21 protein-coding genes and 2 pseudogenes are annotated in these 21695 nt (G+C 41.8%); 14 read left to right on the forward strand and 9 right to left on the reverse strand.

Features of this window, described 5'->3' with window-relative positions; genetic code table 11:
- Positions 1-17: 17 nt before the first annotated feature.
- The 3 genes from RUMAL_RS04115 to RUMAL_RS04125 form a co-directional block, all read right to left on the reverse strand.
- A complete protein-coding gene (locus RUMAL_RS04115) occupies positions 18-869 on the reverse strand; it encodes an aldo/keto reductase (protein WP_013497518.1) in 852 nt (283 codons plus the stop codon).
- A gap of 12 nt (positions 870-881) precedes the next feature.
- On the reverse strand, positions 882-1388 hold the full coding sequence (locus RUMAL_RS04120) for a flavodoxin (protein WP_013497519.1): 507 nt from the start codon (positions 1386-1388) through the stop codon (positions 882-884).
- 216 nt (positions 1389-1604) lie between these two features.
- Positions 1605-2480: a DMT family transporter gene (locus tag RUMAL_RS04125; protein ID WP_013497520.1), complete on the reverse strand. Its 876-nt coding sequence runs from the start codon at positions 2478-2480 to the stop codon at positions 1605-1607.
- Between the two features lie 167 nt (positions 2481-2647).
- Between RUMAL_RS04125 and RUMAL_RS04130 the strand changes: the two genes are divergently transcribed.
- Positions 2648-3190 carry a TetR/AcrR family transcriptional regulator gene (locus tag RUMAL_RS04130; RefSeq protein ID WP_013497521.1) on the forward strand — a complete coding sequence of 181 codons (543 nt, stop codon included), beginning with the start codon at positions 2648-2650 and terminating at the stop codon, positions 3188-3190.
- A gap of 207 nt (positions 3191-3397) precedes the next feature.
- Here the strand turns inward: RUMAL_RS04130 and RUMAL_RS04135 are convergent, their stop codons facing one another.
- Entirely contained in the window at positions 3398-4027 is a 630-nt protein-coding gene (locus tag RUMAL_RS04135) for a response regulator transcription factor (RefSeq protein ID WP_013497522.1), read from the reverse strand.
- A 2-nt stretch (positions 4028-4029) separates the two neighbouring features.
- On the reverse strand, positions 4030-5106 hold the full coding sequence (locus tag RUMAL_RS04140; RefSeq protein WP_013497523.1) for a sensor histidine kinase: 1077 nt from the start codon (positions 5104-5106) through the stop codon (positions 4030-4032).
- Positions 5107-5287: 181 nt separating this feature from the next.
- Here RUMAL_RS04140 and RUMAL_RS04145 point away from each other — a divergent pair, with 181 nt between their 5' ends.
- The 3 genes from RUMAL_RS04145 to RUMAL_RS04155 are packed head-to-tail and all read left to right on the forward strand — an operon-like array spanning position 5288 to position 8565.
- A complete protein-coding gene (locus RUMAL_RS04145; protein WP_013497524.1) occupies positions 5288-6238 on the forward strand; it encodes an ABC transporter ATP-binding protein in 951 nt (316 codons plus the stop codon).
- A gap of 1 nt (position 6239) precedes the next feature.
- Positions 6240-7370, forward strand: coding sequence for an ABC transporter permease (locus RUMAL_RS04150; protein ID WP_013497525.1), 1131 nt, complete (start codon positions 6240-6242; stop codon positions 7368-7370).
- Positions 7357-8565, forward strand: coding sequence for an ABC transporter permease (locus RUMAL_RS04155; protein WP_013497526.1), 1209 nt, complete (start codon positions 7357-7359; stop codon positions 8563-8565). Before RUMAL_RS04150 ends, RUMAL_RS04155 begins: the two co-directional genes overlap by 14 nt.
- A 134-nt stretch (positions 8566-8699) precedes the next feature.
- On the opposite strand, the pseudogene RUMAL_RS04160 reads toward RUMAL_RS04155, so the two are convergent.
- The 3 genes and pseudogenes from RUMAL_RS04160 to RUMAL_RS04165 all read right to left on the reverse strand — a co-directional run.
- Positions 8700-9194 (reverse strand): annotated as a pseudogene (locus RUMAL_RS04160) (IS3 family transposase); the annotation flags it as partial.
- Positions 9187-9315, reverse strand: coding sequence for a helix-turn-helix domain-containing protein (locus RUMAL_RS21215; protein ID WP_080557250.1), 129 nt, complete (start codon positions 9313-9315; stop codon positions 9187-9189). The gene RUMAL_RS21215 and the pseudogene RUMAL_RS04160, both read right to left, overlap by 8 nt.
- Before the next feature lie 134 nt (positions 9316-9449).
- Positions 9450-11267, reverse strand: coding sequence for a leucine-rich repeat protein (locus RUMAL_RS04165; RefSeq protein ID WP_013497527.1), 1818 nt, complete (start codon positions 11265-11267; stop codon positions 9450-9452).
- 422 nt (positions 11268-11689) lie between these two features.
- Here RUMAL_RS04165 and RUMAL_RS04170 point away from each other — a divergent pair, with 422 nt between their 5' ends.
- The 6 genes from RUMAL_RS04170 (at position 11690) to RUMAL_RS04195 (ending at position 15762) form a co-directional block, all read left to right on the forward strand.
- A complete protein-coding gene (locus RUMAL_RS04170) occupies positions 11690-12319 on the forward strand; it encodes a GNAT family N-acetyltransferase (protein WP_013497528.1) in 630 nt (209 codons plus the stop codon).
- An 85-nt stretch (positions 12320-12404) separates the two neighbouring features.
- A complete protein-coding gene (locus RUMAL_RS04175) occupies positions 12405-12902 on the forward strand; it encodes a hypothetical protein (protein WP_013497529.1) in 498 nt (165 codons plus the stop codon).
- Between the two features lie 37 nt (positions 12903-12939).
- Entirely contained in the window at positions 12940-13632 is a 693-nt protein-coding gene (locus RUMAL_RS04180) for a DUF6796 family protein (RefSeq protein ID WP_013497530.1), read from the forward strand.
- Between the two features lie 20 nt (positions 13633-13652).
- A complete protein-coding gene (locus RUMAL_RS04185; protein WP_013497531.1) occupies positions 13653-14438 on the forward strand; it encodes a class I SAM-dependent methyltransferase in 786 nt (261 codons plus the stop codon).
- Positions 14439-14859: 421 nt separating this feature from the next.
- Entirely contained in the window at positions 14860-15366 is a 507-nt protein-coding gene (locus RUMAL_RS04190; RefSeq protein WP_013497532.1) for a hypothetical protein, read from the forward strand.
- Positions 15367-15375: 9 nt separating this feature from the next.
- Positions 15376-15762 (forward strand): hypothetical protein, encoded by a 387-nt coding sequence (locus tag RUMAL_RS04195; RefSeq protein WP_013497533.1) that lies wholly within the window; start codon positions 15376-15378, stop codon positions 15760-15762.
- A gap of 406 nt (positions 15763-16168) precedes the next feature.
- Here the strand turns inward: RUMAL_RS04195 and RUMAL_RS04200 are convergent, their stop codons facing one another.
- A complete protein-coding gene (locus RUMAL_RS04200; RefSeq protein WP_013497534.1) occupies positions 16169-16531 on the reverse strand; it encodes an SH3 domain-containing protein in 363 nt (120 codons plus the stop codon).
- Positions 16532-17469: 938 nt separating this feature from the next.
- On the opposite strand from RUMAL_RS04200, the pseudogene RUMAL_RS04205 reads away from it, so the two are divergent.
- The 4 genes and pseudogenes from RUMAL_RS04205 (at position 17470) to RUMAL_RS04220 (ending at position 21489) form a co-directional block, all read left to right on the forward strand.
- Positions 17470-18709 (forward strand): annotated as a pseudogene (locus RUMAL_RS04205) (DegT/DnrJ/EryC1/StrS family aminotransferase).
- Entirely contained in the window at positions 18706-19548 is an 843-nt protein-coding gene (locus tag RUMAL_RS04210; protein ID WP_013497535.1) for a sugar transferase, read from the forward strand. The pseudogene RUMAL_RS04205 and the gene RUMAL_RS04210 overlap by 4 nt, the downstream one beginning before the upstream one ends.
- Positions 19549-19712: 164 nt before the next feature.
- Entirely contained in the window at positions 19713-20132 is a 420-nt protein-coding gene (locus tag RUMAL_RS04215) for an FAD synthase family protein (RefSeq protein WP_013497536.1), read from the forward strand.
- 10 nt (positions 20133-20142) lie between these two features.
- Positions 20143-21489 carry a diguanylate cyclase gene (locus RUMAL_RS04220; protein ID WP_013497537.1) on the forward strand — a complete coding sequence of 449 codons (1347 nt, stop codon included), beginning with the start codon at positions 20143-20145 and terminating at the stop codon, positions 21487-21489.
- Positions 21490-21695: the final 206 nt, after the last annotated feature.

Below are 21695 nucleotides of genomic sequence, written 5' to 3' on the forward strand. Positions count from 1 at the left end.
GTATTATTTTTCAAGTATCAGTCAGCAGGGTGCCATGCTCCGAGACTTGCTTCCTGCTCAGCAAGCGTCATATTGAAGAAACGCTTTCCGCAGTCCAGTGCTCTTATCTCAGCCATTTCATCTGCGGTCAGCTCAAAGTCGAAAATCTCAAAGTTTTCCTTCATGTGCTGAGGATTTGTGGTTCTCGGGAATACGATCGTTCCTTCCTGGATGTGCCAGCGTAAGATTATCTGCACGTTGCTCTTGTCGTATTTTTGAGCGAGTTTCGTGAATACTGCTTCACCTATAAGCCCCTTGTCACCGTGACCGATGGGATACCAGCTCTCGATGACTGTGCCGTACTTTTCGATACGCTTTTTTAGCTCATTCTGCTGATAGTAAGGGTGGCACTCCACTTGCAGAACAGACGGCTTGATCGTTGCAGCTTCACACAGTTCCTCAAGGCGTTCACTTTCAAAATTGCTGATTCCGATAGACTTCACCTTGCCTGCTTTCACAGCCTTCTCCATGTCCTTCCATGCACCGAGATAATCACCGAACTGCTGATGCAGGAGAAGAAGGTCAATGTAGTCAGTTCCGAGTCTTTCAAGCATCTTGTCGATAGCTTCAGCGGTCTTGCCCTCGCCGTACTCGTGCGGCCAGAGCTTTGTGGTTATCCACACTTCTTCACGTGGAACACCGCTGTCCTTTACAGCCTTTCCGACACTTCTCTCGTTCTGATAAGCGTGGGCCGTGTCGATGTGGCGCACACCCATTTTCAGTGCATCAAGCACTGCGTTATATGTTGCTTCACCCTCCGGGACCTGATAAACGCCAAGTCCGAACTGGGGGATCTTTGTACCGTCATTCAAAGTGATGTAAGTCTGCATAGTAATACCTCCTCAGATAAGTCCGTTATTTTTCAGCCACTTTTCGATCATGGGCTTTGCATTTTTAACTCCGCTTCCGGAAAGGGAAAGTCCCTCACCGACATTTGCGTACTTCTTTATATCAGAAACGCTCTTTCCGAGTCCGCTGCCCTCGTTGGTGCAAAGCGGATAGATCGTTTTGCCCGAAAGATCAGCGCTTTCAAGGAACGTGAACACCGCCATCGGAGCAGTTCCCCAGTAGTTCGGATAGGCAAGAATGATGTTATCATAACCTGAAATATCGGGTATATCTTTTAGTTCGGGACGTGCATTTCCTCTGAGATGCGCCTTTGCTTCGTCAATACAGGTCATGTAGTCTGCGGAATATGGCTGCACCATTTCAAGCTTGAAGCTGTCAAAGCCTGTCAGTTCTGTGATATGTCCGACTGCGATCTCGGTGTTGCCGACCTCCACATACTTCATCGAACCGCCGAAATAGTTCTCATCGGCTCTTGAAAAGAAAATAACGATAGTGTTCATAGTAGTTCCTGCTTGCGTTTTAGGTAACTGTCGTTCCGTTAATTCTATTTTAGCAGATAATTCCTAAAATTACAACGGGCAGTTTCTTATGAGTGGTTACTTAGGTAACGATTTCTGTAAAATGGTTACTTATCTTGAAAAAAACAAGAGCTGTTGCGTAAAGCAACAGCCCCTTGTTTGAAACTTTTACTCCGGTAGTATCGGGTTCAAAGTCCACTATTCCTGTATTAAAGTATCCGACACAACAAATGCGGTGCCTGCTATCATCACAGCCAGAGCGATCAAATACACAATGGTAAGGCTTTCGTGAAGAAGAATAAACGATAGAAAAGCTCCTATGAACGGTGACAATGCGTAATATGCACTTGTTTTTGCAGCGCCGAGTGTCTTCTGTGCTCTTATATAGGTGAAGATGCTTAGTCCGTATGCAACAAAGCCCAGCACCACCGCAGGAAGGATATATTTTATTTCGGGCAGCTTTTCACCGATGATGATCGCAACGATCAGCGAACCTGTTCCCGAACCGAAGCCTTTTATAGTTACGATCTGATAGGTGCTTTTATCCGAAATGCTCCTTGTACAGTTGTTTTCAAGTCCCCAGCAAGCAGTTGCTCCGAGAACAAGCAGAGAGCCGACAGAGAATGTAAAACTGTCCTCACCACCAAGAGAAAGAATGATGCTCGACAGCGTGATAAGACCGATTGCCGCCCACAGCCTTCTGATGACCTTCTCTTTGAAGATAAACAGGGCTATGAGCGTTGTCGCAACGATCTCAAAGTTTCCGAGCAGTGAAGCATTTGCGGAAGTACCGAGCTTCACACCGAGCATAAGAAGTATCGGTGCTATGATGTCAAGCAGAACCATTCCCACTGTATATGGCATATCCTTCTTTTCAAGACGTTCTGTCTGCGCTTCGTGTTTGTGATGAAACAGGTACATGATGCCGACACCTGCCCCTGCACCAAGATAGAGGAACGCTGCCATGTATGTAGGAGCTATCCTTTCAAGCAGAAGCTTTGAGCATGGAACATTCAAAGCATAGAACACCGCCGCCGCTATTGCATAGAATACGGCTTTTAATTTTCCGGTCACGCTTATCCTCCTTGACAAACCGTCGATGCTATGATATGATATATTCGATAATGAACATTATGTTCTGTAATTATGATAACACATCATATCTGCATTTTCAATAATCGATTTTGACGGTTTGTACGTTACCGAACAAAAACGAGATATTGTACGGAAAGGAGCATATCTTGGACAGACGGCAGCGCAGGACACGAAGCCTGATATTCAAGGCTTTCTCAGCTTTGCTGGAACGAAAGAGCTATTCCTCTATGACCGTTCAGGACATCATAGATGAAGCCGACATCGGCAGAAGCACATTCTATGCCCATTTTGAAACAAAGGACGAGCTGCTGAAAGCTCTGTGTACGGATATATTCGAGCACGTTTTTTCAGAGGAGATCATGTCGGAGGAGCATCACGACTTTTCTATGCACTCCACTTTCAAAGACAGGCTCACGCACATACTGTATCACTTGCAGGAAAAGCAGCAGAGCATCAAAGGGCTTTTCTCCGGTGAGTGCGGCGAAGTGTTTCTGAGATACCTGAAAGAATATCTCTATCTGGTTTTTGATAAACATATCGTCGTAAATAAATGTATCCCCCATGACTATGCAATGGATATAGCTGTCGGCAGCTTTGCTGATACGATCCGCTGGTGGCTGAAAGGCCACAGCGACTATACTCCGGAGCAGATGACAGACTATTTATTTGACTGTATCAGTATACTATAAAAGCAAAACCGCTGCTGCATTTGACGCAACAGCGGTTTTTTAAGGCAACACCGCACAACTTGCGCAGTTACCAGAAATATGCTATAAGTGACGCTATTCGGCATTAGTATCCCTTAGTGGTCATTAAGAGGTTTTTCAGGATGTTATCGATACAACAGGTTTCACGGCTATGGCAGACAAGTTCCGAAACACGCTCACGGTAAGCGATCAGGCATTTTTTATATTGGTATAGTAGAACACGGCTAACTGTGTTCGGTCACGGAGAGAGAGTTTATCCAGAAGGGAACTTATATAATTGCGGACCGTTCCTTCGCTGAGGAAAAGTTCGGCGGAGATCTCCTTATTGCTTTTGCCTTCTGCTACAAGTTCGAGGATCTCCTTTTCTTTTTCGCTGATACCATATGAGTCGTAGTTGAAATCTGACTTCGGCTTCATCAACTCAGGCAGTTTTGTTACTATCTTGTCGCCGAAAACGCTTTGTCCGCCCATTACAGCTTCAAGGGCAGGAGCGATGCCTTCAAAGTCCTGTTTGAGGATGTAACCCTTTGCACCGATATTCAACGCCTTGACAATATATTCATCGTCTGAGAAAGTGGTGAGGTACAGTATCTTTGCGTCGGGAAAGTCACGGAGTATCTGTTCTCCTGCTTCAAGTCCCGTCATACCTTCCATGCGTATATCCATCAGCATAACATCGGGGCGGATGTTCTTATAAATATCAATGGCATCACTTCCGCTTGAACCCATAGCCGCAACTTTTATTTTGCCTGTGCTTTCAAGAATAGTTTTCAGCGAAAGCGCTACCAGGTTGTCATCATCAATTACTGCGATATTCATATTTATCTTTCCTTTCTGTCATCTTTCGGCACTGACATAAAAATGCGGAATCCCTTATCTGAGGGAGTGAAACTTATATTTCCGTTTACGGAAGCGGCACGGTCCTCCATATTCCTCAGGCCGATGCCGCTTTCTTTTATTTTTCCGCAGCTGCCGTTATCCTCGATAAGGAGCTGATAGAATGCGGGGTGTTCACGGAGTATAACATGAAGCCTGTCGCCGTTAGAATGTTTCAGCGCATTTGATACTCCTTCCTTGACTATACCTGCAAAGCAGAATTTCAGCTTTCCGGGGATATCATTTTGTACGTCAAAGTCAAGGTCTGTACGGAATTTATCATTTGCGCTGCTGAGGCAGTCATCAAGAATTTTTTTCAGGTCAACGGATTCGTCATGCAAACCGTGTACGCTTTCACGGATGCTTGTCATAGCGCTGTCGAGGGTATCTTTAAGGCTTGATAACGGCTCTTTCATGTTCTCGTCCTTGTTGACTATCATGAGTGCACCTGCCTGAAGCAGAGAGCGTGTCAGCATATGTCCCACGTTATCGTGAATCTCTCTTGCTATCCTGTTTCGCTCGCTGATGGTAGCCATTCGTATCTCGTTATCCTGAGCCTCTGTAAGGCGCTTGTTTCGCTCGGAGAGCAGCACGTTCTGTTCTTTCACCTTGTCACGCAGCTCTGTGACTTTCTGAAGATTCTGCTCGAAGCCCGATATCCTGCGGTATATTATAACAGCTATGAGTATCCCTGCGGCAGTTATCATGTACTGATATGGAGTCAGGCTTGCTGAAGAAGTGAGTACAAGGGAAGCAGGGAGGACAGCCCACCATTTTTTCTCATAAAGCGCATCGTAGAGCATAAGGGGAACAGTGCAGAATACGGATGGGATGAAGCCGCACATTGCTGTGAAGATGAGAATGACAGCCACCGCTTTTTTAGTCCCGGAGAACAGCTGTACCAGTGAAGAACCTGCTGTAGCGATAAGCAGAGCCGCAACTGGAGCGGCGATATTCCCGGAAAGTCCCAGTGCCAGCAGGCAGAGAAGGAGTATCACGCTTTTGTCTATAAGTCTGCTCATACTTTATACCTCCTGAATAAAATGAATAATAACATTATATCACATGACGCTGATTCTTTCAAGTGCAGGTACCGTGATGTTGTTCATGACAAATGTCATATGAAAATACTGACTGCCGACACTACCGCATTTTTATTACATGGTGTATAATGGATACATAAACCAAAGGAGGTACAACAATATGGCAAACACAGTTGTAAAGATAAATAACCTTGTAAAAAGATACGGCGAGCTTATTGCTCTCGACCATTTCAGCCTTGATATAAAAGAGGGGGAGATATTCGGCCTTCTCGGCCCTAATGGCTCAGGCAAGACCACTACCATAAACTGTCTGCTTTCGCTTCTTGCATTTGACAAAGGCGATATTGAAGTTTTCGGCAAGGAGATGACTCCCACTGCCTATGACATAAAAAAGGATATAGGCGTTATCATGCAGAATGTTGCAGTATATGAGGAACTGACAGTCAGCGAGAATATCGATTACTTCTGCGGCCTTTATATCAAAGACAAGGAAGAGCGAAGAAAATGCGTTGAGGATGCTGTAAAATTCGTAGGACTTGAGGATTTCAGAAAGTTCTATCCGAAAAAGCTTTCGGGAGGTCTTCTCAGACGTTTGAATATAGCCTGCGGTATAGCTCACAAACCTAAGCTTATAATACTTGACGAGCCTACGGTAGCCGTTGACCCGCAGAGCAGAAACAACATCCTCGAAGGCATACAGAAGCTCAATAAGCAGGGTGCAACTATCATATACACCTCTCACTACATGGAGGAGGTAGAGCAGATATGCACACGCATAGCTATCATGGACAAGGGACGAAAAATTGCTGAAGGCACTAAGGACGAGCTGAAGCGCATGATACGCAATACCGAGACTGTCAATATAGAAATAATCGAGATATCCGAGGATATTATCAAAGCGATAGCGGCTCTTCCTCACGTATATCAGGCAGACCACGACGGCGAAAAGCTGACAGTGTACTGCTCGGGGGGGAAGCATAATCTCATACGCATCCTCGATGTGCTTCAGAAGCACGATATCGCTTTCGGAAGAGTTTACAGCGAGCTTCCCACGCTTAATGATGTATTCCTTGAAATAACAGGTAAGGCCCTCAGAGACAAGGAGGATTAATATGTTTTTACATAATCTCAGATACTATCTGCTATCGGGCTTCAGGGTAAAGAGTTTTCTTTTCTGGCTGATGCTTTTCCCAATGCTGCTGGGAACTCTTTTCAAAGTGGCATTCGGCAATGTTTATGAGAATGATGTGCTTTTCAAGTCTATCCCCACAGCAGTAGTTGAAACATCGGAAAATCCAGTCTTCCGTCAGGTCATAGATTCACTTGGAGAAGATGACGAGCCGCTTCTGGATGTCGAGTATACTGACAAGGACAGTGCGATGAAGCTTCTGAAAGACGGCAAGGTGAGCGGTATAATCTTTGTGGACGATAAGCTTTCGCTATCAGTGACCGAGCAGAAAATGGATCAGGTGATACTGAAAACTTTTGTTGAGCAGTACAGTATCAACGAGAAGATAATTAAGGATACCGCTGAAAAAGATCCTTCAAAGATACAGTCGGTCGTTGATAAGCTTTCAGAGGAAGTCTCAGCCTGCAAGGATATCCCCATGTCACACGGCGACCCTGATATCTATGTGCAGTATTTCTACAATCTTATCGCAATGGTAGCTATGTACGGTTCTCTAACAGGACTTAATGTATCACTGAAAAATCAGGCTAATCTCTCAGCATTCGGTGCAAGAAAGAACTGTTCATCCACACCTAAATCCGTGTCACTGCTTGCTGACCTTACAGGAAGTATTATAATGCAGTCGGCTTGTATGATACTTTGCGTTACGTTCACGCATTTCGTGCTGAAGATAGATTTCGGCGACAGACTGCCCCTGGTGTACGTGGCGGCGATACTGGGAGGAATTCTGGGTGTTTCGTTCGGCTTCTTCTTCGGAGCAGTGAACCGTTTCAGCTTTGAGGCTAAAACGGGTATAGTCATGGCAGTATCGATGTTCTCATGCTTCCTCAGCGGCCTTATGATGGGACAGATGAAAGGAATAATCGCAGAACATATGCCATGGTTCAACAAGATAAATCCTGCAACTGTAGTAGCTGATTCGCTGTTCAGCCTGAATATGTACAGCGATTACTCACGCTTCATTTCAAGGATAACAACAATGCTTATAATAACCGCTGTTTGCACAGCCGCAGGCATTATCGTTACAAGGAGGAAGAAGTATGCAGATCTTTAAGGTTTTCATGAAGGTGCTGAAAAAGAGAATAAGATATGCAATGCTCTATGTGGGAATATTCCTCGGTATAGCGGTCCCTATGGCACTGAATGCATCAAATTCGGGCTCAACAAAGGAAATGTTCATCAAGGAAAGCCGATCAAACATCGCAATATGCATATTTGATGAGGACTCTACTCCAGAAAGCCGTGAATTTGCGGATTACCTCGCCGGAAAGTACACCATCAAGGAACTGAAAAACGACGAGGAAGTCATAATGGATTCCCTGTTTTATATGACAGTTGACCGTGTTATCAGCATCAACAAGGGCTTTGCTGACCGACTTGCAAAAGGCGAGACGGAAGGCATCATAGATTCAAGGCATATGCATGAGAGCTCTAATTCTATGCTTCTCGAACAGGATATCAACAGCTACTTTTCGTCCGTTTCAGCTTACGTTGCAGGCGGCGAGGATGCTCTGAACGCATCTGAGAAAGCGAAGGAGGCGCTTGCAGCGGAGGCGGATGTGAAAGTTATAAGCTTCACAGGCGAGGAGAATGAAGACTATCCCCGTAATTTTGCAAGCTATTACCGTTATATGCCGTATGTTCTCATTGCGGCAGTTATCGGCACTCTCTGCCCCGTGCTCATGGCAATGAACAGGAAGGAGATACGTTTCCGTACAAACTGTTCAAGTCTTGATTCATCATCCTACACAAAGCAGGTGCTACTCGGAAGTGCAGTATTCGTTATCGGTGTATGGCTCGTCTTTGTCATAGCAGGAATGATACTCTACGGAGGTGTGTACAAGGGAAGAGCGTGGTTTGCAGTGCTCAACAGCTTTATCTATGCAATGGTGTCAGGCTCGATAACAGTATTCCTTTCGGCATTTGTGAGCAACATTGATATAGTAAACTTCATAAATCAGGCTATCAGTCTCGGCACGAGCTTCATGTGCGGAGTTTTCGTGGAGCAGGAGCTTCTCGGAGCAGGCGTACTGTCAGTGGCACGCTTTATGCCTGCCTTTTGGTATATCAAAGCTAATATGATACTGGACGGCACAGAGGCTTTTGACAGCGCTAAGTTGATGCAGTATATGCTCATAGAAGCCGCATTTGCAGTTGTCATGGCACTTCTCACGATAGTCGTAAGCAAGGCACGATATAACAGCACAGCACTGCAGAAAAGAACATCACCGGCAGTAACTAACGGATAATTGATTGTAAGAGGCTGTTGCAACTGTAGCACCCTCTGTCAAGTAGACAGTGTAAAAAACAAAAGTATTCTATGTATTAACCAATAGCAGTCTGTACTAATTGTGCAGGCTGCTGTTTGTTTTGTATGACTGAATTATGCTGCATATGCCTCATGGTATTCCATCGGTGTCATGCAGTTTAGTTTTATCTGATAACGCTTTGTGTTGTAGTATGTTATGTATTCTTCGATCGCTTTTATCAGTTCTTCTCTGGATGTGAACTTCCGCAGATAGTACATCTCTGATTTCAGCATGCCCCACCAGCCTTCCATCGGTCCGTTATCAATGCATCTTCCAACTCTGGACATACTTTGTATCATTCCGGCATCAATGAGTTTCTGATGAAATGCTTTGCTGGTATATTGAAAACCTCTGTCACTGTGGAATATCGGATGAGCATCCGGATTAAGTGCTACAGCTTCATCAAATGTTGAGAATACAAGGTCATTGTTGTTGCTGTCACATATTTTGTATGACACTATACGTCTGTCATAAAGATCGATAATAGCACTGAGATAGATCTTTTTGATTATCGGACCAACGTAGTATTTGAACTCAGTTACATCTGTAAGCCACTTTTGGTTAGGCTTGTCTAAACGTTTCTTTTGTAACCCCATATTTCTTGGCTATTGATGCATAGCTCCCTTTTCCTGAAAGATATTCTTGCACTGCTTGAATTCTTTCTTCATCTGTCAGTTTTCTTCGTGACATAAAATAACCCCCTAGAGTTTTTCACGATTTTTGTTTTTTCGTGTGTCTACTCTAAGGGGATTATATCATTCAGGTCTGTGCCAGGCTCTTTTTCTTTGTTTGGGGCTGCAACAGCCCCTATATTGGATTTATCGTCAACTCAGTAATTTTTCCCCTTTTATATGAGCTACTATTTTTGAAATATCAGTAATATTTATAATTCCATCGCCGTTAACATCAACACGTAACTTTTCATCATCGCTCAGTAGCTTCTTGCCTTTAATATGAGCTGCAACCTTAGTAAGGTCGGTAACAGTTATCTCTCCGTCACCGTTAACATCACCTTTTAATAACGTCGTTCCCTTTACTATAGTAACTGTTACAGCTCTGCTGTTGATCTTGTCGGTTTGCCAATTGCCGTTAACCTTGGCGCAGACTGCTACCTTGTATTGGTGTCCCGGTGTGAGTTTGGGCGAGGTGTATGAGGTCTTTGTTGCGGGGATATTCTGATCTGCGATCTTCCACTTGCCTTTGATGTATACGGCAACGCCGTACTTTTCCGCATCCTCGACCTCCGACCAGTGGATTCTGAACTGGTTATATTTTTCGTTGTATTCGGTGTTGGTAACGATCGGGTACACGGGTGTTTTCTCATACGGTGTGACGGTTATCATGTTCGAGTAATTGACGTACCACTCGCTGTCAAACATTGATAACACGGCAACACTGTAATTCACGCCCGGTTTCAGATTTCTAAGCACAAAGGAAGTATCGGAAGTATTTTCAACAATAGTCCATTCGCCATCGACCTCGACTGCGACAGCGTATTTTTCAGCGTCTTTTACAGCTTTCCACTTGAGTGTGACACAGCCGTCGCCCGGGGTGTATGTAACAACGGGATTGGCAGGTCCGATATCTTCGCGCAGTTCATAGGCGATCTTGTTATTTTTCGCGTACTGTTCGCCGCTTGTGCCTTCATAGCAGTATATCTTGAAGTTTTGGTTCACACGAGGACCGTCAGGTGGGTCAGGGGACCACCAGTTCCATTCATCGGGCATATAATAGTAGTAACCGATAGCGTATTCGCCAATTTTTATATTACTCTTCGGCAGAGTCGCGCTTGTCATAGCGGTGCAGTCATAAAACGCATTCTTTCCAATGCTCTCAACGCTTTCCGGGATTGTTATGCTTTTGAGCTTTCTGCAGCCCTCAAAAGCGGATTCACCTATACTTTTAACGCCGTTCGGGATAATTACGCTTTCAAGCTTTTCAAATTCGTAAAATGCATTTTCATCTATACTCGTGAGAGTGTCAGGCAACGTTACGCTTGTTTTGCCGCACGGGAAAGCCACGAGTTTTGTCATGTCCTTATTATACATAACACCGTCTACCGAGGAATAATAACTGTTGTCGGGATCAACATTTATGCTTTCAAGAGCGGAATCAAACCACGACTTGAATACATTCTTACCAATGCTCGAAACATTGCGGGGAATAGTTACGCTTTTAAGCTTAGTGCAGTCTGCAAACGCAAAATCTCCGATGCTTGTGACACTGTCGGGGAGGTTTATGCTTGTCAGACCGCAGCCGTCAAACGCATTAGCTCCAATGCTTGTGACACCCTCCGGGATGGTTACATCTGTAATGCCGTTACAATAGGTAGTAAATGCGTTGTTTCCGATGCTTGTAACACCTTCTTCAATAACAATTCTTTTTATGGAGCTTGAATAACCTTTTCCGATATCTGAATCATAAGAATGGGCATAATTATTCATTTTTCCCGTACCGCGGATCGTAAGTGTGCCTTCGTTATCGAGGCTCCATGTCAGATTTTCACCGCAGGTGCCGCTTGCTACGCTCTCCGCGCTTGCCGCAATATCAAACTGCAAATCGACCACGTTCCCAACGACCGCGCCACTGCCCGAAAGCACAATTGCAAGTGCCGCCAGTCCGCTTATAATTCTTTTTTTCATAATCGTATCAGTCCTTTTATTTGTAAATAATGCATTAACAGTATTATACTTCAACCGTAACAGTTTTTCAAGAGCAAATAATTTGAATTTTTCGGATGAATTTTGTGAATGTGGTACATACTCTTAAATAAACACACTAATTCAAAATTTCAAAGATAAAAAGGGGCTGCAACAGCCCCTTTAGTTTGTCAATAAAACTGGTAGATTTCTGAAATGTGCGGACGTGCGGAATCTGCCCCTGAAAATACTGGTAGAAGTCAATTATATGATCTCACGGGAGTTTCGCAAAAAACGTAATACCGAAAGAAAAACATATAAAACGAAAAAGTTAATATAATTCGCTGGACATTGAGCCCATTATATGTTATAATAAAAATGCAAGTTTGTCATAACTAACCGTTTCTTGAATGGAGGTCAAAGTATTGAAAAAGGTACGCTCATTATCAAAAGAGAAAATAGATGAAATATCTGCCCAGATCGGTGCATCGTTCTGGGATTATCCTTATGAACCCGGAGAAGGCGGATTGAAGCCGTTCTTTCCCTCAAAAGCGGCAATGACCGAATACATGAAATCATTTGTCATTGCAGGCATCGAAAGCGGAACATTTTACAGCACCGACAATGGCGAGGGATATATCCTCATAACCGATACGAAAGGCAATCATCCGGGATTTGGCAGTATCATCAGAATGTCAGTAAGGATGAAAAATGCGCTCGGCGGCTGGGGTAAACTGTTTTCATTTCTTAAACAGGCAAACAGCGGCTGCGATAAAAAGCCGCTTGAAATTCAGATGAAAAAGCAGAAAAAGCCCTATGTTAAAGTTGAAATGCTGATCGTGACAGAGAAGTATCAGGGGCAAGGCTATATGCGAAAGCTGATGGAGTTTGCCTATAAAATTGCGGATAAGAACGGTTGTCCCTGCATACTGGATACCGACGCAAAGGGAAAATGCGACCGTTATGCGCATCTGGGCATGAAGCTGGTGCAGACACGGACGGCAGCAGGCTGCAAGATCTATGATCTGATGTACAGCAAGGTGGGTGTGAACTGATATGAATATCCCTGTTATACTTATTGAAATGGCTGTATTTCGGTGTGGGTTACGGTCATGTGCTTCAAAACTATAGGAGGTCGCTATGAACCTGTCAAGAACGATTCTGGACGGAATTGTCCTGAGTATACTGTTCAATGCGGTAGTCGGACTGTTTTTCTTTGTCGTGCCGCAGGCTTATGCAATGATGTTCCCGAAAGGTATCAAAAAAGCAGCAAAGCCGTATGTTAAAAGAAAAGAACTCCGTGTAATGCACCTGGTCCTGTATCCGCTTTATCTGCTTATGTTTATGTATATGGCGCTCAGCGCACATCTTGTCGGTGTCAGAGATTTTTGTGATCTGTTTTGGACGGGATACATTGAAATGATGTTCGTCAGCATAAGTGATTTCTTTTTGCTAGATGTTCTCGGACGCATCTACGTTAAGGACAAAGGACTGATAAAGGGCGCTGAAAATCATCCCGGATGGGAATGGAAGGAATGGAAAAAGCTCGCAATACCGGAACACGGAATCTTCTGGACGTTCCTGTTCTGTCCGCTGACAGGATTGATCGTTGCGGGAATCGGTGCGCTGCTTGGATAAAAAATGTGCCGAAAAAATGATTGGATGGAGCAGAACTATGAAAACAAAACAAAAAGCCGCATTCCTCTGCGGTATACTCGGCTGTCTGTGCTATGGCAGCGGTGACTGGCTGATGATGTACGGTGATACATCGCATTCCGGAGATATTTTCTGGCTAACGGAAGGCACAGCATTGATCGCACAATGGCGGTATGATCTGGCGATGGCACTGGCTTTTCCTGGAATTATCCTGTATGGGATCGCCTTGTTTTCAGTGCAGTCTTTCATTAAAAATGAGAAAGAAAGGAAAATCTATCACTATCTTAACGCTTTTGGGATGACACCGTGGATCGCTCTGCATCTATTCTATATTATGATTCTGACGCTGTTTTCGTGGATGAATAGAAATGGCTTTGCAGAACTGGCACTCCCGGTCTGTGAGGGATTGTTTTCACAGCTTTCCTGGCTGATCCCGGTTACAGAGGGTATAATGCTGCCGGTTTTTATCTATTGGTTTTATCTCCAGATCACAGGAAAAACTGTATTTCCAAAATGGATGGCTTTCACCAATGTGCTGCTGATCTTTGCTGCGTTGAAATGTGTTACGCTGTTCATGTCGGATAGTGCATTCCGGCTTGGATTTACAAATGGTCTGATGAGCGAGAGTATGCTGATATGGCTTGGAATTATGATGTATCATACGATATATCGTGAAATATATAACAAAAATGATCATAGTAATAAAATATAAATGGTAAAGGAGTGCAATCAATGAGTGCAAATTACAAGAATTGGGTACCAAACGTAATGATAACGGCATTTACCGCAGGAACAGCGATTTTAGGTGCAGGAACAGCAGCACTGATGTGTACAGATCTGAATACGGATCTTAAAAAGGCGCTTGTCGGAACAGCTGGTGCAGGCACACTTATCTGCGGTGCGATGACAGCCTGGAGTGTTTATGCACACGGAAAGTTTTCTTATGACGGCAAACGGCAGCTTTCAAAGGATATCGTTGAGGGAACTGCTGAATATTTCACTTTGCCCGAAGGCGGTATCGGACTGGATGTCGGCTGCGGAAGCGGTGCGCTTACTATTGCGTGTGCTAAGCGGAACCCACAGGGCAGAATGGTAGGAATTGACCGCTGGGGCAAGGAATATGCGTCGTTCAGTAAACATCTCTGTGAGGAAAATTCAGATGCAGAGGGCGTTCAGAATACGGAATTTCATCAGGGCGATGCCTGCAAACTGGATTATCCCGATGAATATTTTGATGCAGTTACAAGCAATTATGTTTATCATAACATCTCAGGTGTAAATAAGCAGGAACTTCTGCGAGAAACTCTTCGTGTGCTGAAAAAAGGCGGCACATTTGCTATTCACGATATTATGACAAAGGCTCGTTACGGCAATATGCAGCAGTTTATCAGCGAACTGTATGACGAGGGCTATGATAAAGTGACGCTGATCGACACTACAAACGGTATGTTCATGACAAAAGCTGAAGCAGTTCTGCTCGGACTGAGCGGTTCATCATTGCTTGTAGGCAGAAAATGAAAACAGAAATAATATCATTACTTTGTCAGGCAAACTTAATGTTCAAATTATCAGAGTAATTATACCACAATACATCCGAAAAAGAACCACATTTTGAGATATCCACCATCAACTATCCGGAAATCATCCTCACAAAATCCCGGATTTCACTTGATTTAACCAATGAAATATGCTATAATGCAATAAATCATAAGTTTTGAAAATATCTATAGTGCGTTTGATTTGAGAGCAAAAATGAGTAAGATATCATTTATACTGAAGAATGATATTGATCTGCTTGAAGATGTGCTTTACAGTAAGCTATATTTTTGATAAAACGCAAATTCGGAAAGAAAGTCGTTCTGAAAGGAACGAACTTTACGGAAGGTAAAACGGCGAAGGAACGCAACTTGCAGATCGTTGGCATAACAGGAGAATTACTATGCTATTCATACAGATGATAACGATAAAATATGATAAAGACAGTCGATCAGGCGAAAAAATGCGAAAGATAAACGAAGTGTGTTTTAAAAACATACCTGATAACGATGATATAGTCCTTGACGGAAATGAGTATTATCTTCACGATAACCGTATCAGGAAAGTAAAAGTGTTCCCGTATTCAAGTCATTTCAAAGTAAGTGAAAGAGTGTACATTGATAAAGATGGCGAAAACTATATCATCTTCTATTCTCCTTATACAACACATACCGGTGACAGGCATTTCAAATCTGTTATGACACTTAAAGACGGTGAATACGGAAGGATCGTATATAATGAGCGATCAGTCACTTTTGATAGTGAATGGTACTATATCAGAATAACTATAAATCTTTACAATGCAGACATATCGAAGCACCGTACAAAGATGTTTTTCCGCAAAGAAGCAGATCATCTGTTTGAGGATATAACATACTTGCGATACTGCGGCGATTATCATAAAGTATGAGGTGATAATATGTTTGATTTAGTAACAAGACTGAATGAAGAATGCGGCGTGAGACTCCCTGAAAAAGACGATCAGGATTGGGAGTTCTGTGCAGGTGATTATACAAGAACAGAGGATTATATTGAGTTTTATAAGAAATACTCTGATGAAATGGATTCCAACAGATGGGGAGATAAGGAATTACTGAGTAATATGATCATTCAGGGACTTGATGATATGCTCAGATTTACCAATGATAAAGATTATATAGATAAACTATGGCTTGAAACCAGAAAGATACTGTTAGATGATGAACTGTATAATGTTATCGTTTATTGGTCATGCGTAGGACAGCCCGCGGAATATTGTTTTTTAATTACACCAAGAATGCGAGAACTGTTGAGGAAACTGATATGAATTTGTATAAGGCAAAGGCATTATAAGCTTCCGGATATTTGTTTTCAGTCACGAAGAATCGAACTTCAAGCCAATTAATACCGATATGATTATCACGGAATGTGCGTGGAAGGTACATGACGGACGGCATCCGGATAAAAATATTGGGGAATAATATTATATCGGTGAAAATGACGAGTTAACTGCTACGAATTAGGATATGAGCATCTGCCTTTGAAAATCTTTTGAAGAAGGAATAAAACGAATATAAAGAATACGACTACCCGATCGAGTATGAAGCAAATATTTAATTATTCGGTCAGTTTGTGCATTTAAGTGCATAAACTGACCGATTTCATCAAACAGCCGCTCTTTACAGCGCAATAAAGGGGCTGTTGCAGAAACAGCCCCTTGTGGATCAAATTATTCAATCAAAGTCAAGATAAACTTCAGCGTATTGACCATTGTTGAGGAATATCCATCCTTTATATGTTTTATTCTTGGTTTTGTAGGTTACGTAAGCCCAGCCATTGTCTGAAAGCTTAGTGGTAGTTACCCATGTTCCGTATGGGATAGCGGTGATCTTCGCGTAATTAGTACCTGCACCCTTACGCATGTTCAAGCCGCTCTTAGCCTTGATATAGGTAGGTGAATTGTAACCGTCCCATACTGTATAGGCAGATGCGGTGATCGGTTCAGAAACAACAAAAGCTGTACCTGTGCCTGCAGCTGTTCCGATCATAAGTGCGGCAACTGCTAAACTTACAATTTTTTTCTTGAAATTAACCATGAAAATACCTCCTCTTTTTTATATAAGATTTTACAATTTTATAAAATCTTATATTTTTAGTTACAATCTTATTATAAACTATACTCGGGCAGATGTCAAGAGATAATGTCAATTTTTTAAATCATTTATTGCGGTCTTTCAATGAAGATGAGCGCAATAAATGATTTGTTTTATGCATCATAGACAGCCTGCTATAAGCACAGCTTACCGGGTATAAACTCTGAAAACGTGCATGATAGTGTGACTTTTGATAGACTATATTACAGATTCTATTCTATTTCTGTAGGTTTCATTTCAGCAAATGTACTTCTATTTTGTCATTCTTTGGCATGGTCAAGTACGTGAGTAATTGTTTGTTCTGAGACTCTTATTTGTTTTTTTCATAGAACAATTTTGGTTGACGTTTTATGTTAATTCTTTCCAACCCAAGTCTTGTTTTTCATTGTTCTTCCTTGTGTAAGTATGTGGGTCTCATCCTCATATGTACTTCTTCAATTTAAATTATGTCAAAATTGCACTTATTTATTGCGCTTTTTATGTTATATTCACAAAACAGTACATAATTAACTTGACATTATCTTTTTATGATGATATACTATTGTATTGTAATGGTGTGTTTATTGTTATTTCTTAATTATACTACACTGTTACATTAAATGATGTATTTTACGAAAAATGGTAATTATATAAAATTTAGTATTAAATACTTTGTAAAAATTCAGTTCATAGGTTATTATTAGCTTTTGTGATAACTAGTTAAGTTTCATTAACTAGCAATACTTTAAAGATGATTATGAACTGCTGCTATAACAGTAATTTTTTCGTATAATTCGGATAATGGCATGATAATCATTATTCCTGAAAAGCAATAAACTACTGAGCCTTTGAACTATATTGGTGAAGAAACATTGAAATAATACTATAGGGGAAGTATGTAAATGGATTTAAAAGCTTTTGAAAAAAAGATCTGGCTCTCGTCTCCTACCATGCATGGTGATGAGCAAAAATGGGTCGATGATGCGATAGAGTCCAACTGGGTAAGTACAGTAGGCGCGAACATAAACGAGATTGAAAAGCAGATTGCAGAGTATGTCGGCTGTAAATATGCTGTTGGCCTTTCCTGCGGAACTGCTTCGCTGCATTTAGCAGTAAAACTTGCAGGTGAAAAGCTCTATGGAATGCCTAAGCCTAATTGCGGAACTCTTCAAGGACATAAAGTATTTTGCTCTGATATGACTTTTGATGCTACTGTCAATCCTGTCGCTTACGAGGATGGCGAAGCTGTTTTCATCGATACTGAAGCTGACACATGGAACATGGACCCCATTGCCCTTGAAAAGGCATTTGAAATCTATCCTGATGTAAAGCTGGTAGTCGTTGCTCACCTTTATGGTACTCCGGGAAAGATCGATGAGATAAAGGCTGTTTGCGATAAGTACGGTGCGCTGATAGTTGAGGATGCAGCAGAGAGTTTGGGTGCCACTTATAAGGGCAAGCAGACAGGTACTTTTGGTGATTACGGTTGTATCTCGTTCAACGGAAATAAGATAATTACAGGTTCTGCAGGCGGAATGTTCCTGACCGACAGCAGAGAAGACGCTGATAAAGTCCGAAAGTGGAGCACTCAGAGTCGCGAGGACGCTGCCTGGTATCAGCAATATCGTTGCGGGTATTGTCCGTGGTCAGATACCGTATCTTGATGAGCATATAGCTCAGAAAAAAGCTATCTACAAACGTTACAAGGAAGGTTTCAAAGGCCTGCCTGTCAGCATGAATCCTTATGACGAAAAGAATAGCGAGCCTAACTTCTGGTTGAGTTGTCTGCTTATCGACAAAGATGCGATGTGCAAGCAGGTACGTGGTGAACAGAATGTGTTGTATATTCACGAACAAGGCAAGACCTGCCCTACAGAAATTCTTGAAAATTTGGCGAATTACAACGCAGAGGGACGTCCAATTTGGAAACCCATGCATATGCAGCCTATCTATCGCAGCAATGCTTTCATTACGGCAAACGGTAATGGCAGAGCGAGAAGTAATGCCTACATCAAGGAGAATGGTATGTTAGATGTAGGTGCAGATATTTTTGAACGGGGGCTATGTCTGCCGTCCGATAACAAGATGACTGCGGAGGAGCAGGGCATTATTATTCAGATCATCAGGAGTTGTTTTGAATGAACAAGTTTTTGAAGCCTTTTTTCAAAATCGCTGGTTGCATTACAGTTTTATCTACAATGGTTGCTGGAGTTGCATTTATAGAAGAGCGAATTGAAGAACTAAAAAACTATGGTAAAGAACTCAAGCACAAGACTTACGGAGTTTACGAAAAATTTATAAAACGTCCGCTAGATTGCTTTTTGAGTACTGGTGCGCTGATCGTTTTTAGTCCGATACTTGCTGTAATAGCATTTCTAGTAAAAACCAAGCTTGGTTCACCTGTATTATTCACTCAAGAACGTCCAGGCAAAGATGAGAAAATCTTTAAGCTATATAAGTTCAGAACGATGACTGATGCTCGTGATGAAAACGGCGAGCTGCTTCCTGATGACATAAGGCTTACAAAGTTTGGAAAGGCGCTTAGGGCAACAAGTCTAGATGAACTTCCTGAGCTTATCAATATTGTTAAGGGCGATATGGCGGTCGTCGGTCCGAGACCGTTACTTGTCAGAGATATGGTGTTTATGACGCTTGAACAGAGAAAGCGTCATAATGTAACTCCAGGGCTTACAGGACTAGCACAGGTCAACGGTAGGAATGACATCCTGTGGGAAGATAAGCTTGTGTATGATGTCAAGTACATAGATGACGGTATTACATTCAAAGGTGATGTCAAAATCGTTCTTGATACAGTAATGAAGGTATTTAAGAGTGAGGGAATTACCGAAAGGGATATGGTTACTGCTATGGATTTGGGTGATTATTTGTTACATTCAGGTGTAATTAAACAAAATGAATATGAAAAAAAACAGTTGGAAGCAAAAGAACTTATTGGTAAATGTCAAATAGGAGATTTTTGATGGATAATAATACAAAATTTTCCGTATCAATGTGTGTTTATGCGGGTGATAATGCTGAATATTTTGATATTGCACTAGTGAAAGATTAATATTGCAGATTATAATGCCAAACAAAATAAGAGGTTGGTTTTTCCAAAGATTTGCAAGAAATTAAGGTGGATATGATGAAAAAATATAAAATCGGATATACTACAGGAGTTTTTGATATGTTTCATATCGGACATTTAAATATATTAAAAAGAGCTAAAGAACAATGTGAATATTTGATTGTGGGAGTATCAACGGATGAATTGGTTGCTGAGTATAAACATAAAAAACCGATTATTCCGTATGAAGAAAGAAGCGAGATTGTTAATGCAATTAAGTATGTTGACAAGGTGATTCCTCAGACCAGTATGGATAAACTTATTGCATGGGAAGAATTGCATTTTGATGCTTTGTTTCATGGAAGTGATTGGAAAGGCTCCAATATGTATGATGAAATTGAAGCGAAATTAAAAACAGTTGGCTCTGAGATGGTATTTTTACCTCATACAGATGGAACTTCCTCAACTTTACTTTCAGAGAAACTCAATAAAATTTGAAGGAGTTAATATGACAATAGTTGAGAAAGATAGATGCTGTGGTTGTAGAGCTTGCTTACAAATCTGTCCTAAGAAAGCTATTTCGACGTATGATGACAATTATGGTTTTGAACAAATTGTTATCGATGAACAAAAATGTGTTCATTATATTCTTGAAAAGCCTGTCGAACATTATAATGATTCAGAATACCCGGATGAAGTAAAATGGCTTTTTAAATCATTCAGCTATGGAACTGAGTGTATTAATATCCCCGAGAAAGAACAGTCAATAAGCACCTATGAGGTATTTAACAATCCCAGGCTCGTATCAGACCGTACAAGGATACTGATAGCAGCAGATCTGTTCTCTGCGCAGACACAGTACGGATTGGCACTTCTTGAACCGGAAAGCTCTGAATTTATAGATGAACTTGAGCTTGTGACCTATCAGCTCAGCTCAGCCGTCAGAACGCTTGATATACTTAAAAACCTGAATGCTATCCTTACCGAAACGAGGCTTGCCCTTGCTATGGCTAATGACTATCAGTATATATACTGCATTGATACAAAGAACGGCAGTTACATAGAATATCAGCGTGAAAGTGCAGACAAGGATTTTTCGATAAAGAACAAGGGCACAAACTTTTTCAACGACTGCCAAAAAGCCTGCAGCAGAATAATATACGAAGAAGACCGTGTGCTTTTTCGTGATATGTTCAGTAAAGAGTCATTCATGAAAAAGCTTGATGAGGGCGAACTTTTCGGCTTTGATTACAGATACGAAAAGGGAGATGTTCTAAGATTTCATCGTCTTAAAACAATAATTGGCACAGATGAAAACGAAGGAACTGTGTTTATAGGTGTTACGGATATAGATACTCAAAAGCGCCGAGAGATCGAAATGAAAGAAGCACTATTCAAAGATTCGCTTACAGGTGTAAAGAACAAATCTGCATATAGTAATACAGAAAAGAAAATGAATGCTCTTATTAAAGAAAATATATGTGAGGATTTTTCTGTATTCGTTTTTGACCTAAATGATCTGAAAAAGATAAACGACAATTTCGGGCATGACGAAGGTGATAAATATATACGCTCAGGCTCATCGCTGATATGCAAAACATTCAAACATTCACCCGTTTTCAGGATAGGCGGAGATGAATTTGCCTGCATTCTGAAAGACAGCGACTACGAAAACAGAGTACAGCTCAAAAAACAAATAAGAGAGCAAATTGAATACAATAAGCTGCACGGCTGTGTAGTTATTGCTGTCGGCAGTGCAGATTATATACCCAATAAAGACAACTGCCTGCTCGATGTATTCAAAAGAGCAGATAAAGAAATGTATGAGGATAAGAGTCGTCTAAAAAACAGTTGATGAGATAATCAAGGATGTCGATGTGCTGCAACACTTTCTCCGCAATCCCTGCGAGGACTATTATTATTTTTACAGCAGGATGAAAGGCCTGATAAATGAAATAATCTCATGATCTCAGGTTGCCAGAGTGATCCTGCCAATAAAACCAAACTAATATGGCGTGTTGACTGAGCATTTGAATAAGTAATAACGTTATATAATTTTCT

Origin of the sequence: Ruminococcus albus 7 = DSM 20455 (assembly GCF_000179635.2) — a bacterium.
Lineage (GTDB): Bacteria > Bacillota > Clostridia > Oscillospirales > Ruminococcaceae > Hominimerdicola > Hominimerdicola alba.